Source organism: Prosthecobacter sp. (assembly GCF_044378005.1).
Classification (GTDB): domain Bacteria; phylum Verrucomicrobiota; class Verrucomicrobiia; order Verrucomicrobiales; family Verrucomicrobiaceae; genus Prosthecobacter.
Window position 1 is genome coordinate 49263 of the sequence record NZ_JBILYB010000016.1, and the last position, 13811, is coordinate 63073.

Sequence of the window (13811 nt, forward strand, 5' to 3'; positions counted from 1 at the left end):
GATCAGCGAAGTTTCAGAGTCGCGAGCCCGAGCAGCGCGAAGAAGAGGGAGAGAATCCAGAAGCGGACGATGACCTGGTTTTCATGCCAGCCACCGAGTTCGAAGTGGTGGTGGATGGGGGCCATGCGGAAGACGCGTTTGCCGCGCTTTTTGAAGCTGATGACCTGGATGATCACACTCATGGCCTCCATGACGAAGACGCCACCAACGAGCGCCAGCACGATCTCCTGACGGCAGGCAATGGCCACACTGGCGATGCAACCGCCCAGGGCGAGCGAGCCTGTGTCACCCATAAACATCTTGGCCGGATGAGCATTGAACCAAAGGAAGCCCAGACATGCACCCGCCAGTGCCATGGCGACGATGGGAATCTCATTCGCGAGCGAGTGATGCGGCACGCCGAGGTAGCTGGAATAAAGAGCGCTGCCGGAGACATAGCCGAAAGCCGTGTAGGCAATAGCTGTCGTCAGCGAGCAACCGGTGGCGAGGCCATCCAAGCCATCTGTGAGATTCACCGCGTTCGATGCGCCCACGATGATCAGCGTAAAAAAGGCGACAGCAACGATGCTCATGTCGTTAATGATCGGGCCTTTGTAGAAGGGCAGGAAAAGCGCACGCAGAGTCGAATCACCGCCGAATTCAATGAAGGCCGAATGCCCAGCTTTACTCGCCGCATCCAGGGTGGCGTCCGTTGGCACGAGATAGCAAAAAACGAGCGCCGTGACGAGAGCTACACTCCCCTGCCACACAAGTTTGGTCCGTGCCGTCACACCTTTGGAGTTCTTCTTGCTGATCTTCAGGTAGTCATCATAGAACCCGAGTGCACCGAGACCAATGGTACAGAAGAGGATGTTCCAGACGAGGATGTTGTCCCACTTCGCCCACAGCAGCGTGGAGAAGACAACTGTGGCTAGGATGAGGATGCCCCCCATGGTTGGCGTGCCAGCTTTCTTACCATGCAGCTCGAAAAGTTTGTGAACTTCCTCCGCTGTACGAATAGGCTGCCCGATCTTCAGAGAGATGAGTTTGCGGATCAGCCGATCCCCAAACATGAGCGAAAGGAAGAACGCTGTGATCGCTGCGCCTCCAGCGCGGAAGGTGTGATACTTGAAGATGTTCAGCAGCTTGAAGACAAACGAGTCGTCGCTGATCCAATCAGCGGCTTCGAGCCAGTTTCTGAGTTCGTAGAGCCAGTAAATCATGAGTTCTGAAAGTGGTTGAGGACCTTCTCCATGCCCGTGGAGCGGCTGCCTTTGAGCAGCACTGCATCCCCCGCCTGAAGCGTGGTTTTCAAATGAGCGGCACAGGCTTCGTGAGACGCAAAGTTCTGCGTCTCAGCGAGTCCGGAAGCTTTGGCGGCTTCGCTGATCAGCGCGGCTTCATCGCCTACAGTGAAGACGGCATCAAGAGCCTGGGCGGCGGCGTGTCTGCCGACATCACGATGACCTTCGACCGCGTGAACACCCAGTTCACCCATGCGACCGAGCACGGCGATCTTGCGCCCTGAATTCTGCAATGCAGCGAGTGCAGATAACCCGGCCTTCATGGAGTCGGGATTGGCGTTGTAGGAGTCATCGATGAAGTGGATGCCACTCACTGATTTCGTCTCCATGCGTCCGCCGGTGAGCTTGGCGTTGCGCAATGCTTCGGCGATATCTGCCGGGGAGACGCCCTGCGCCCAGCCCATGCAGGCGGCGAGCGCGGCATTGCCGACCATGTGATCGCCAATGATGGGCAGGAAGGTCTCCACAACTTCGCCAGCGAAGTCGAGTTTGAAGGCTGTGCCTTCTGCATTCGAACGCAGATCAAAGGCACGCACATCACCAGCATTCGTGCCTGCACGAAAAACGGTGGCCTGACAATGACGGGCGATGAGATCGGTAAAGGGATCGTTCGCGTTCAGTACAACGACCCCTTCGCCATGCACGTTCGCTGGCAGCGTTCCCTTTTCCCAGCCGATGGCGTCCTGGGAACCAAGGTGCTCAATGTGGGCCATGCCGACATTGGTGACGATGGCTGCATCTGGAAGAGCGATATCGACGAGCACTTTGATCTCGCCTGCATGATTCATGCCCATCTCCACGACTCCACATTCATCACCATCCTCAAAGCTGAGCAGGGTGAGAGGCACACCGATGTGGTTGTTCAGATTCCCAAACGTGGAGCGGGTTTGGAGCTTGGCAGCCATGATGATGGCCGTAAGATCCTTGGTCGAGGTTTTGCCATTGCTGCCAGTCAGACCAATGATCACAGGCTGGTGCCAGGCACGATAACCGCGCGCCATGTTTTGCAGGCCAAGCAGCGTGTCACTGACCTCGATCATGGCGCAGGTGTCGGAATCGACTCCCCTGCCCCGCTCGACCAAAACGGCGGCGGCCCCTGCGGCGATGACCTGCGGGAGGAAATCGTGTGCATCAAATTTATCGCCCTTCAGAGCAACGAACACGTCTCCAGACGTAACCTTGCGCGAATCGGTGATCACACGAGTCACAGACACGTCTCCATTCGCGGACAGCGAACCGTCTGCGAATGTGGCGAGAGTCTGGAGATCAATGCTTTTCATCGGCGAGGTGGGGGCCGCCTTCCATCGGTTGGGTGTGCTGGCGGTCCGAAGCGATCATCGTCTCCGCGTGGGCGGCGGATAGGATCACGGGGCGTCATGTCTCCGCCATCGCGAGCGAGACGTTCGGCTTCTTTTTCAGCTTCACGTTCGGCACGCTCGGCATCGCGGTCTCCACTGATGCGGATGAGAAGCTGGCGGACGACGCGACGGTCATCGAAGTCATGCTTCACGCCCAGCACTTCCTGATACGCTTCGTGTCCCTTGCCGGCGACGAGGATGATGTCGCCATCCCGAGCGTTTTCGAGAGCAGCTTTGATGGCTTCGCGACGGTCCACGATGCTGGCATGATTCTTCGGACGAGCGAATCCTTTCACGGCATCAGCGATGATGGACTCGGGGACTTCACTGCGAGGGTTGTCGCTGGTGACGATGCAGATGTCGCTGCCTGACTCAGCCGCAGCGGCCATCTTCGGACGCTTCGAGCGGTCACGATCACCACCGCAGCCGAACACCGTGATGATTCGGCGTGGTCGCAGTGAGCGGAGAGTTTTGAGCACGTTCACAAGCGCATCTGGCGTGTGTGCATAGTCCACGAAGACCTGGAAGCGGCTGGTGTCACCCGTCACTCGTTCGAGACGACCTGGAACCTGCGGGGAATTTTTGAGGTGCGAGATGGTCTCACGAAGATTCAAACCAACAGAGTGTGCGGCGGCGAGAGCTCCGAGAACGTTGTAGATATTGAAGTCACCGATAAGTGGCAGGCGGACGAGGAAGGAGCGGCCTTTGACCTCAAGTTCAAAGGTGGAACCGGTCATGTCGTAGCGAGGATTCACGGCTCGGTAGTCGGCACCGACGCCAAAGCCGAACTTCGTGACGCGGCCTGTGCTTTCATAGCGCGTGATAAGCTTGCGCCCCCAGGCATCATCGAGGTTGATGACCATCTGCCCCTTTGGCTGTGAGGCGATGGTTTCAAACAGGCGAACCTTGGCAGCATAGTAGGCCTCCATCGTTCCGTGATAGTCGAGATGGTCCTGCGTGAGATTGGTGAAGACGCCTGCGGCGAAAGGCAGGCCATACGTGCGCTCCTGATCGAGCGCATGAGAGCTGACTTCCATGGCGCAAGCTTTGCAGCCGTTGTCACGCATCTGCGCGAGCAATCCCTGAATCTCCAAAGACTCCGGCGTGGTGTGTGTGGCAGGCACGAGTTTACCGCCGATGTCATAGATCACGGTGCCGAGTAGTCCGCAAAGCTTCTGCCCCTGATTGAGCAAATGGTGCATCAGGTAGGCCGTGGTGGTCTTTCCATTCGTGCCGGTGACACCGACAATGGCGATCTTTGCTGCTGGGAAGTTCTGTAAAGCCGCCGCGCCTTGAGCGAGAGCAATGCGCGTCTGCTTCACATGCACCCATGGGATCTTGCAGTCATTCGGCGGTGCCTGTTCGGCGATGATGGCGGAGGCACCTGATTCGATAGCCTTGGGAATGAAATCGTGTCCATCTGACTTGTTACCTCGCAGGGCGACAAAGGCAGTGCCTGGCGCGACCTTACGCGAATCGTAGGCGAGCATGCCGATATTCGTGTCCAGGCTTCCGCTGGTCACGGGTTTGTCAAAATGGGTGATGAGTTCGCGCAGGGTCATTCTTGATTTCCTCTTTCTTGAGCAAGCGGGCGTTGAGGACGCACCGAGAGCTGTTTCAATACCTCTGAGGCAATCTCGCCAAAGATCGGCGCGGCTACTTTGCCACCGCCGATGGCGGTCTTGTCCTCGCATTTGGGATAGTCGAGCACGACGATGCAGACGATCTTCGGATCTTTCGCAGGCGCAAAGCCCGCAAAGGATGTGATCCACTGCCCTTCGGGATAGCCGCCTTTATGCCGCTTCCCGTGGTCATCACGCCAGATGTGCTCGGAGTCATAGCGGCGTGAAGTGCCAGTCTTGCCGCCGGCTTCGAGCCCATCGAATTTAGCGCGCGAACCGGTGCCTTCTTCGACAACGAGTTCGAGCAGATCACGCATGGTTTTGGCCGTCTGGCCTTTGCAAACCTGCCGCACCACTTCTGGCGCGATGATCTCTTCTTTACGCCCGCCATCACTGACGATCCGGTCCACGAGGCGTGGTTTCATGAGGATGCCGCCATTGGCGATAGCACCGTAAGCCATGGCCATCTGGATGGGTGTGACGTTCACTTCGTAACCAATGGGGAAACGTGAGTGCGTGGCATTCGACCATGTCTTCTCGTTGATGTAGCCATCGCTTTCCCCATTCAGCTCAATGCCCGTGAGGTGGCCAAAGCCAAAGCGACGCACATAGTCGAGGAAGGTTTCCTGGCCGATGCGCTTGTACACCTTGAAGGTGCCGATGTTGCTGGAGAATTTGAAGACATCCGTCACGGGCACTGTGCCCTGTGACTTCAAATCGTGCAGCGGCACTTTGAAGACAGGATCAATGTAGTCGCCGAGTTCACAGTCGATATGTGTCCCCGTGGAGATTTTGCCGGAGTCGAGCGCGCCCGTGAAGGCCACGACCTTGAATGTGGAGCCGGGTTCATATGGCTCGTAGATGGCGAGGTTCTTCCAGTTCGTGGAGGCTGGAGTGTTACGATCATGATCTGGGCGGAAGCTCATGGCGAGCACGGAGCCTGTGCCGACTTCAGTGACGACGGCCATGATCTTGTTCGGTTTCCATTGGAGATTTGCCTGCTCGACGATGCGATCGACGGCATCCTGGATCTGCATGTCGATGGTGAGATGAATGTCACGTCCGTGGACGGGATCTTTGACCTCACCGCGATAGAGGGGGAGTTCACGACCATATTTGTCGTGCTCGACTTCGATGCTGCCGGGTGTGCCGCGCAGTGTTTGTTCCTGGGTTATTTCAACACCACGCACACCGCCTTTGCCATCCTCGACGCCACCAACAATGAGTGCGAGACGATTCTCCGTGGGGTAGTGGCGACGAATCGTGGACTTCACATACACTCCCTTGATGAACTGCTCATCAAGGAGCTTTTTCCACTCTTTGGCCTGGTCTTCGTTCATCTTCTCAGCCAAGACTTCGATCTGCTCTTTGGAGTGCAATTTGAGCAGCGCTTCATCAAAACTGATTCCGAGCTTTGGAGCAATGACCGTGGCGATGTGCTCCTGATACGCGGCAATGATCTGGACGTCACTCATCTCTCGGGTGAGGTCACGTACACCGACCTTGCGCACTTTTGAAAGTGCCAGCTTCACGGTGGGGGGCTCATTCAAATGCACGCGGTTGGTGCTGAGATCGAAGATCTCTTCATCATAGGCCAGGTAACGCCCGCTGTTGTCCTTGATGGAGCCGCGCTGCGCAGGCAGCGGACGGATCTCGCGAAACTTCGCAGAGGCCATCTCGGCGAGCGCTGGACCGCGTTTCAAATGCAGATCGTAGAGCCGCCAGACCACGGCGGAGAATCCGAGGGTGAGCAGGCACGTCGTCAGTAACATGCGCCTGACAAGCGGGCGGTCACGACGGATCTGGCGCTGGGTGGGAGTGGGCATCATGGCGGGGACGTCACTTCATTTTGAGCCACGGCTTTCGCGGCGGGGATGGGCTTGATCTGGATCAGCACCCGGGCCTCGGGGCTGGCATTGATCTTTTGCAGCCAGGTGCCCTTCGCCTGAAGGACGGGCTGCACGCGGGGGCCATCGAGCATCTGGTCGATCTTCCTCTCGAGGTTGGTGATCTCGATGTTCAGGAGCTTCATCTCCTGCTCCACCTGACGCTGCTGCTCAGCGAGTGCTGCGACACGATTTTTGTTCACCACGACGCTGAGTGCAGCCAGCAATACGCCACCACAAAGGATCAGGACTGCCGTGAGCACAGGCAGTCCGATCTTGTTGCGGTAGTGATTGCGTTTCATCACGGAAGTCGCTCGGCGGCGCGCAGGCGCGCGCTTCGGGCGCGGGGGTTCACTTGGAGTTCCTGCTCGCTGGCTTCGACGGGTTTCTTCGTCAGGAGTCGGAGGCAGTAGGCTGGATTCGGCTTCGGAGCGGGCCATTCGGGTCGGTCGAGGAAAGGGGCTGCGTAGTTATGAAAGGCCTGCTTTACGATGCGGTCTTCGATGCTGTGGAAACTGATGACCACGAGACGTCCGCCGGGTTTCAGCCACTTCGGTGCAGAGGCGAGGAACTCACGAAGGGCGGGCAGCTCGGAGTTCACCTCACAGCGCAGGGCTTGGAAGGTGAGTGTGGCAGGATGCTTCTTACCGGTCTTCGGACAAACGCGGGCGATCATCTCGGCGAGTTGCAGCGTGGTGGTAAAGGGCGTCTTCACTCGGTCCTGGCAGATGGCGCGGGCGATGCGGCGGGCGTTCTGCTCCTCTGCGTTTTCGCGAAGGAGACGTTCAATGTCCTCTTGCGCCCAGGTGTTGACAATGTCGCTCGCTTTCAGCGGCGCGTTCGTGTCCATGCGCATGTCGAGCGGGCCATCTTTGGCAAAGGAGAAGCCGCGCTCAGCGGCATCGAGATGGCGACTGCTGACTCCGATGTCGATGAGCATCCCATCCAGCCCGCCGACGCCAGCCTCAGTCAGCACGGCTGGGAAGTCGCGGAAGTTGCCTTTCAGCGCACAGAAGCGGTCAGAGTAGCCTTTGAGTCTCTCTTTGGCATGACCGAGCGCTTCATCATCCTGATCCATCGCCACGATGCGCGCGCCATGCTGGAGCAGCGCTTCTGTGTGACCGCCGCCGCCCAGCGTGCCATCGAAGATGAGCTTTCCGGGGGCCGGCTGGAGATATTCCAGCACTTCCTGCATCAGTACAGGCAGATGATAAAAGGGCAGTTCGCGCTGCGGGGTGACGTCTTCGGGCATTTCAGGTTCTTTTCCTCCTTGCTGGGAATTTCGTGGAGTGAGAGAGCCACGTCCCCAGGGCATGAGGTCATCCATCGCATCGGTCGCCCCAAACCACGGCCAGATGCCGACTTGAAGCCAGCTGGTGATCCCCCTCCAGCCGCTGATCAAGGGCGCGCCACATCCTGAATGCACTCGATGAAGAGTGGCAAATGGAGCACAGGCGGGAGACATGGCTTGAAGGGTGGTGAGAGGTGCGCTAAATGTCGGGAAGCATTAGAAGTTCCAAAATATAAATACTTTAGAGCCCCGTAATACATAATCGCGCCAGCCATATCAATCATAGAGTTGGGGATTTTTAAAGACCTGAACCCGCGCGTAAGCTGTTCATTATAACACTTTAAGCCATGAAGCTCAGGGCACCATACCGACATCAGGTGTGCCTTTTCTCGACTCAGTAATTGAAGAGTTCAGAGACCTTCCACTCACGCTTTTCTTCGTTGCCTTGAAGGGATACTGCCTTGTTCAAGGCCGCAGTCACACGGCGCTGCATGTGCTTGGTCAGACGACGGCCTTTGCGCGCACGCTGGACAGCTTTGTGTGTCAGCGGCTCTTCACAGGCGGCGACGATGTCATGATTCCCGAGGCTGTGCTCGGCGAGAATGGTATCCAGCGGCTGAGGGCCGAGGTTGCGGTCAGTGTCTTCGTGGGGGGCTTCGTTCATTCAGGATCCTGGAGGAGTTCTTCGAGTCGGCGGGCGACTTCTGCGTCTGTGGCAGACTTCAGGGCTTCCTGCAAGCTGCCTCGGGCCAGAGGGCCGAGTTCTCTCAGCGCGGTGGTGGCTGATTCTCGGGTTTTCCACTGCTCGTGACCGAGATCCTGAATGAGTTGGCCAATGCGGCGCATGAGTGAGTTGTCGGTGACGGGGATCGGATTCACAAGACGCCTGAGCTGTCGTGCGGGGATGTCCCAGACAAAACCACGTCCCTCCACTTTGATGCCTGCATTTTCGAGTGCCCCTCGCACCACTCCCCCGCCCCAGAGATCGGCTTCAAACACTCGATCGGGGCTGCTTTCATCCTCGCTGACATCCCGCAGTTCTCGAATGCTCGCGGGCGTGAGGGCCAGAGGTCCTGCCTCGGTCATCAAGGTAAGCGCCGCGTCAGTGATGCGCGCGACGAGTCGCTGCCCGCCGGTGAGATCGAGAAAGCTGGTCGCGGGTTCTGCATCTTCATCAGACGTGGTCGCGGCCAGCGGCGTGATGAGCCGACGCAGGTCCGCGAGATCCATGTCCTGCTCACCGAGAGTCAGCGTCTTGATTCGGCTTTTTTCAGCCTGTGGCAAAACACGGACTCTTGTGCCATCACGCAGACACAGCAGGCCGCCGAGCACCTCATCATCCGCTTTTTGCAAAGCAATGAGTTCGCTCCAGGGCACGCTCATCCTTCCCCACGGAGCACTCGCTTGAAAATCACCTTCTGGCTGGATGATGATCCGCTCGCCGTTCAGAAGTTCGATCAAAGGATGCGCCAATGGCAGCGCAGGCTCGGTGGACTTCGCCAGCACGAGGCGGTCCAACTTGGCGACCGGCAACTCCGCTCCGCTGAGAAGCGTGAAGCGCAGCTCCCCAGAGTCCAGAGTGCCCAGCAGCCGCTGCCCATCGCGCAGCCAGAGCCAAGACCGAGCATCATCGGTAAAGATCGGCCCCGCGATGGCGGCGATGTTGTCGAGTGCTGGAGTGACCTTGCCTCCCTCGCGTTGCAGAGCCAGGCCGGCCATCGTGACCTTGCCTTTTAAAAGCGAATCCTTGCCGAGCGCGAGCTGATCAGAGGCCCCAGGCGTGATGCCCCAGAACTCATTCGGGAAAAAATCTCTACCACCAAAACCATCCGCCGCCGATCCGAGGTTCGCCGCCGACTTGAGCACACTTTTTGGCAGGCCCTTCGCCAGACGAGCCAGAGCAAAAGGCGCACATGCCTTGCAGATCTCTTCCGCAGATGCCTTGGCCCCGAGCTGGATCTGGGCGATGCCGTGAACCAGCGTTTGCGACTGCCCGGCAGGAATCATGAACGTGTAGAACACAGAGATCTGATACTTGTTCTGCACACGCAGACGCAGCGGCAAAGCCGACTTCGGCGCACGGATGCTCAGAAAAAGTGCGGGCGCGCTGCGCTCCGAGTCACCAGGCAGTGCCAGGATGCCTGATTCCTGGGCTTCGAGCGTGTCCTTGATCACACGTCCGAGGTTGCTCGTGAGTTCACGCGCGGTGTTGTTCAGACCGTGGCGGATCTCGACGGAGAGTGTGACATCGCGGCTCGTTGTGTTGAAAAACTCGTCCACATACCGCAGGGCTCCCGCGCTCTCCATCACGGTGATACGCCGGGTGATGGCGATGCCGTTGAGCGGCTGCTGTGAAGACATGGAGATCTCCTTGCCATCGGGAGTCGTCAGCGGCTGCTGCGCATAAAACTGCTGGCTTCCCATCTGCAGCGTCATGCAGTTCCCGATCATGGAGGCACCGCCGCCATTGCGTTGAAGCGTGCCGTTTTGCTCGATGTACCATTCATGCCCCTTCGCATCCGTGATGACGCTTGGCTGATAAGGGAGCGAAGGCACCTGCTGCGCTCCGGCAGACGAAAGCAGGCATAGAATGAGAAAGAAAATCAGGAAAGTTCGGCTCATGATTTCGGAGCAGGTTCTTGGGTGGCAGGCTTGATGCCCTGGATCAGAGGCCAGGGCAGACGGAGCACCTCCGCACCGCGCTTCCAGAGCAGCGCAGCATCGCGAGGGCGTCCCATGTGTTTCCCCCCTTGATGGGTTGTGATCTCAAACACGGCGCCCAAGCCTGAAGCATCGACCTCCGGCAGACGACGCAACTCCACGACATCAGCGGCCTTCATTGTCACCACACCCTCCTTCGTTTGCCAGGAAAGGCTCGGTGCCCCCATCTCACCCGCGATCACAGAGCCGTCTTCGACTAACACAGAGGCTGCTGCAATCCTCGCAAGCTCTGGTGTCTTCCCTTCCAGCAAAGCCATGAGTAATGAAGGACTGCCCGCCCATGCCGCACACTCCGTCATCGGCAGCGCCGCACCGGCCAGCTCCAGCCATCCGCGCACACGGCTGCCATCGGCAAGCTGCACCACATGCTCCAGGGCTGGCGAGGGCAGGGCACGAATGCTTCGGATGTCTGACCACGCCAGCGCCATCTCGCCACCCAACCAACGGCAACGCAGCGGCAGGTCCGGCAGCTTCATCACTGGCAGCACCTGCCCCAGAGGCCCGTCAGTCATCCACGCCACCGGCTTTTCTGCGAGCCTTCCATCATGATCGGCGCGTCGCATCAGGATCTGCCCCGGATGCTCCGCCTTCAGCGTGATGGAGCCGAGGGCTTCACTCTCAAATCGTGCCGACTTCCAAGTCAGCAACCCACGCAGCACCGACCCATCGCGCAAAAACACCCGCACGGCCCGTGTCCCGTGCCCTGATTGAATCGCAGCGATGTCTGCCACCACGAGATCACGACCCTCAAGACTCAGCGCATCTGCTTTAAACTCGCCCTCGATCATCGCCCCGCCATCGAGCAGGAGATGATCCGTCTTCATCGATCTCTCTACTTTCAGTATAGCAGAGAACGAGTCGAGAAACGGCAGAGGCACATCCTGTGCCAGACACGGCATGCAGCCCCAGCCAAAGGCCAGGCCGAAAACGAAAGTCTGAATCTTCCCTGTGATCTGCATCCCCAAAACCATGCCGGAATGCGGCAATCCTGGCAAGGCAGCATCCATCCTGTGTTAAGGTTTTGTTTAGCCCGGCATGATCGAAAAACGGCTCTCCTAACAGACCCGCCCTTTTTTGTTAAGACCAGGTAAAGTCAGTGGGCAGATGGATCAAGGGCGCTCACCATGTCATCGAAATCAACCCTCCCGCATCACCGTGAAGACCCGCCCACTCTCCCACTTCTGCACTCTGAGCCTGCTGATGTTCGTCTCTGCAGCCACAGCCCAGACGGGCGTGCTCGATCTGACCACGCTGGCAAACTACGCCGCCCAGACCGTGCCAGGCTACATCATCAAGAACAACACCCCCGGCGGTGCCAACGCCAACCCCATCACGAATGCCGGGGCGACACTCGGACGCGTGTTGTTTTACGACAAACGCCTCTCCCGCAATGACACCATCTCCTGCGCCTCCTGCCATCGCCAGGCCTCCGGCTTCAGCGACCCTGCCACGGCCAGCACCGGAGTCGCGGGCACCACCGGGCGGCACTCCATGCGTCTGATTAACAGCCGCTTCGCTACGGAGGGGCGCTTCTTCTGGGATGAGCGGGCCACCTCGCTGGAAAACCAAACCACGCGCCCCATCCAGGATCATGTGGAGATGGGCTTCAGCGGCACCCTGGAAGACCCAAACTTCGCCAACCTCGTCACCAAGCTCTCGGCCATTGAGGAATACCGCGTGCTCTTCGCCGCTGTCTTTGGCAGCGCCACCATCACCGAAACCCGCGTCCAGCGCGCGCTCGCTCAATTCGTGCGCAGCATCCAGTCCTTTGACTCCAAGTATGATGCAGGCCGCGCCGTCGCGAATGACAACCAGCCCTTCCCCAATTTCACCGCCTCAGAAAACGCAGGCAAGCAGCTCTTCAACGCAGCTCCTGGAGGCCCTGGTGGAGGTGGGGCAGGCTGCGCGGGATGCCATCGCCCGCCCGAGTTCGATATCGATCCCAACAGCCTCAACAACGGCGTCATCACCGGCTTCGGCGGCACCGACCTCACCAACACCCGCTCCCCCAGTTTGCGTGATCTCGTGGGTCCTGGCGGATCATCGAATGGTGCCTTCATGCATGATGCCAGCAAGGCGACGCTCGCCGCAGTGATCGCCCATTACAGCGCCATCCCTAGCGACAACGCCAACCTCGACCCCCGCCTGCGTCGGCCTGGAGGCAACGTCCAAACCCTGCCCCTCAACCCGCAGCAGCGCAGCGATCTGGAGGCCTTCCTCCGCACCCTCACCGGCAGCGCCGTTTACACCGACCCGAAATGGTCCAGCCCCTTCAATGCTCAGGGCCAGCTCACCCTCATCGTCCTGCCCACCGTCGCCACAGATCTGCAAAACAACGGCTCTGGCTCTGCCACCCTCACCTCCAAAGGCGTGCCCGGCCTGCCCTACACCGTCGAAGCCTCCACCAACCTCAGCCAGTGGGACCCCGTGACAACCATCAATGCCAATGCCAACGGCACGCTCCAGCACACGGTGTCCACCGCCGGCACCACGCCGACGTTCTACCGCTTCATCTACACGCCTCCGAGCACATGATCGGGAGTGGGGAGCTTACTTCAGAGCTTCCTTTAAAACGCGGCCCTCCACGCCGGGGATCGTCACGCCGAGCAGTTCGGCCATCGTCGGAGCCACGTCGCGGTTGTCGATCTTCTCGATGCTGCCGCCGCTCTTCACCCCGGCTCCGCTGATGACAAAGCACCCGTACATGTCCGGGTGCGTTTGCAGGTAACCGTGCCCACCCTTTTGTTCGGGCAAGTCGGTGATGACCGCATTGTCCGCGAGTGAATCCGTGAAGCTGTAACCATCCTTCGCGGACAAAAAGAGGTCCGGCTCGCGCTTATCCTGCTCGGAAAGCAGATGCCCCACCACACGCTCGAAGTCTTTCCGCTCCACGATGCTCTCCACGCCCTCAATCGCCGCCAGCTTCGGCGTGATCTGCGCCAGGATGCTGTCGCGGTTCGCCTGATCCAGCACATAGACAAAGCACGCGCCGCCCTCCGCCATGGCAAAGACCTTTGAGGACTTGTCCAGCGTCTTGCCGAGCATCGTCTTTGTCAGCCCGTCCTGCCGGAGCAGCACATTCGGATTGATCAGCTTCTTGAAGGTGATGAAGCCGTGGTCCGTCGTGATGACAAAGGTCGTCTTGTCGCGGATGCCCGCCTCTTCCGTGGCACGTACGAGATCCGCCACGCGATTGTCCGAGTCATTCGCCGCCCAGTAAGCCTCCGGCACCTGCCGCCCATGCGCGTGCTCGAAGCTGTCCAGACTCACCAGATGCAGCGCCAGAAAGTTCGGCTTCTTCGTTTTGATGATGTGCTCCGCGAGCTGCGCATGCATGTAGTCGCGCTGCGCCTTGCCGGCATTGCCCAGCTTGCACCACTCCATCTGCTTCTCCACCGGGATGCCCAGCGCCTTTGCCTCCGCGATGAGCTGAGGCGTGCCGTATTTCTCAAACAGCTCCTGCTCAAACACATCCGGCACAGTCCAGTCCAGCGTCTTCGCGCCGCGTGAGGCGGGCCAGATCACCCCGCCGTGGTCATGCCCGCCTGCTTCACCACATCATAGATCGTCGGCGTCTTCACGATCTCCTCCTTGTTAAAGATGGGATCAGGGATCAGCGGGATCTTCTTCCACTCCGCGCGGCCCCAGTA

Annotated in this window: 11 protein-coding genes; 1 reads left to right on the top strand and 10 read right to left on the bottom strand. The window is 59.1% G+C overall.

What is annotated here, in order from left to right; translation table 11 throughout:
• Positions 1-2 precede the first annotated feature (2 nt).
• From mraY to AC6FTP_RS05680, 9 genes are all read right to left on the bottom strand, one after another.
• Positions 3-1202, bottom strand: a complete 1200-nt coding sequence (mraY, locus tag AC6FTP_RS05640) for a phospho-N-acetylmuramoyl-pentapeptide-transferase (protein WP_497205928.1) — start codon at positions 1200-1202, stop codon at positions 3-5.
• Positions 1199-2563, bottom strand: a complete 1365-nt coding sequence (locus AC6FTP_RS05645; RefSeq protein WP_497205929.1) for a UDP-N-acetylmuramoyl-tripeptide--D-alanyl-D-alanine ligase — start codon at positions 2561-2563, stop codon at positions 1199-1201. The genes mraY and AC6FTP_RS05645 overlap by 4 nt, the downstream gene beginning before the upstream one ends.
• Entirely contained in the window at positions 2560-4203 is a 1644-nt protein-coding gene (locus AC6FTP_RS05650) for a UDP-N-acetylmuramoyl-L-alanyl-D-glutamate--2,6-diaminopimelate ligase (protein WP_497205930.1), read from the bottom strand. Before AC6FTP_RS05650 ends, AC6FTP_RS05645 begins: the two co-directional genes overlap by 4 nt.
• Positions 4200-6092: a peptidoglycan D,D-transpeptidase FtsI family protein gene (locus tag AC6FTP_RS05655; protein WP_497205931.1), complete on the bottom strand. Its 1893-nt coding sequence runs from the start codon at positions 6090-6092 to the stop codon at positions 4200-4202. Before AC6FTP_RS05655 ends, AC6FTP_RS05650 begins: the two co-directional genes overlap by 4 nt.
• Positions 6089-6451, bottom strand: a complete 363-nt coding sequence (locus AC6FTP_RS05660; protein ID WP_497205932.1) for a hypothetical protein — start codon at positions 6449-6451, stop codon at positions 6089-6091. The genes AC6FTP_RS05655 and AC6FTP_RS05660 overlap by 4 nt, the downstream gene beginning before the upstream one ends.
• On the bottom strand, positions 6451-7371 hold the full coding sequence (gene rsmH / locus AC6FTP_RS05665) for a 16S rRNA (cytosine(1402)-N(4))-methyltransferase RsmH (RefSeq protein ID WP_497205937.1): 921 nt from the start codon (positions 7369-7371) through the stop codon (positions 6451-6453). The genes AC6FTP_RS05660 and rsmH overlap by 1 nt, the downstream gene beginning before the upstream one ends.
• Positions 7372-7834: 463 nt before the next feature.
• Entirely contained in the window at positions 7835-8104 is a 270-nt protein-coding gene (locus AC6FTP_RS05670) for a hypothetical protein (protein WP_497201872.1), read from the bottom strand.
• Positions 8101-10062, bottom strand: coding sequence for a hypothetical protein (locus AC6FTP_RS05675; protein ID WP_497205933.1), 1962 nt, complete (start codon positions 10060-10062; stop codon positions 8101-8103). The genes AC6FTP_RS05670 and AC6FTP_RS05675 overlap by 4 nt, the downstream gene beginning before the upstream one ends.
• Entirely contained in the window at positions 10059-10985 is a 927-nt protein-coding gene (locus tag AC6FTP_RS05680) for a hypothetical protein (protein WP_497205934.1), read from the bottom strand. Before AC6FTP_RS05680 ends, AC6FTP_RS05675 begins: the two co-directional genes overlap by 4 nt.
• A gap of 331 nt (positions 10986-11316) precedes the next feature.
• Here AC6FTP_RS05680 and AC6FTP_RS05685 point away from each other — a divergent pair, with 331 nt between their 5' ends.
• Positions 11317-12696: a cytochrome-c peroxidase gene (locus tag AC6FTP_RS05685; RefSeq protein ID WP_497205935.1), complete on the top strand. Its 1380-nt coding sequence runs from the start codon at positions 11317-11319 to the stop codon at positions 12694-12696.
• A gap of 15 nt (positions 12697-12711) precedes the next feature.
• Here AC6FTP_RS05685 and AC6FTP_RS05690 read toward each other — a convergent pair whose 3' ends face one another.
• On the bottom strand, positions 12712-13686 hold the full coding sequence (locus tag AC6FTP_RS05690; protein WP_497205936.1) for an alkaline phosphatase family protein: 975 nt from the start codon (positions 13684-13686) through the stop codon (positions 12712-12714).
• Positions 13687-13811 lie beyond the last annotated feature (125 nt).

Excerpts from the sequence above, each read along its gene's own strand:
- mraY (WP_497205928.1), bottom strand. The coding sequence starts at position 1,202 with ATGATTTACTGGCTCTACGAACTCAGAAACTGGCTCGAAGCCGCTGAT.
- AC6FTP_RS05645 (WP_497205929.1), bottom strand. The coding sequence starts at position 2,563 with ATGAAAAGCATTGATCTCCAGACTCTCGCCACATTCGCAGACGGTTCG.
- AC6FTP_RS05650 (WP_497205930.1), bottom strand. The coding sequence starts at position 4,203 with ATGACCCTGCGCGAACTCATCACCCATTTTGACAAACCCGTGACCAGC.
- AC6FTP_RS05655 (WP_497205931.1), bottom strand. The coding sequence starts at position 6,092 with ATGATGCCCACTCCCACCCAGCGCCAGATCCGTCGTGACCGCCCGCTT.
- AC6FTP_RS05660 (WP_497205932.1), bottom strand. The coding sequence starts at position 6,451 with ATGAAACGCAATCACTACCGCAACAAGATCGGACTGCCTGTGCTCACG.
- AC6FTP_RS05670 (WP_497201872.1), bottom strand. The coding sequence starts at position 8,104 with ATGAACGAAGCCCCCCACGAAGACACTGACCGCAACCTCGGCCCTCAG.
- AC6FTP_RS05675 (WP_497205933.1), bottom strand. The coding sequence starts at position 10,062 with ATGAGCCGAACTTTCCTGATTTTCTTTCTCATTCTATGCCTGCTTTCG.
- AC6FTP_RS05680 (WP_497205934.1), bottom strand. The coding sequence starts at position 10,985 with ATGAAGACGGATCATCTCCTGCTCGATGGCGGGGCGATGATCGAGGGC.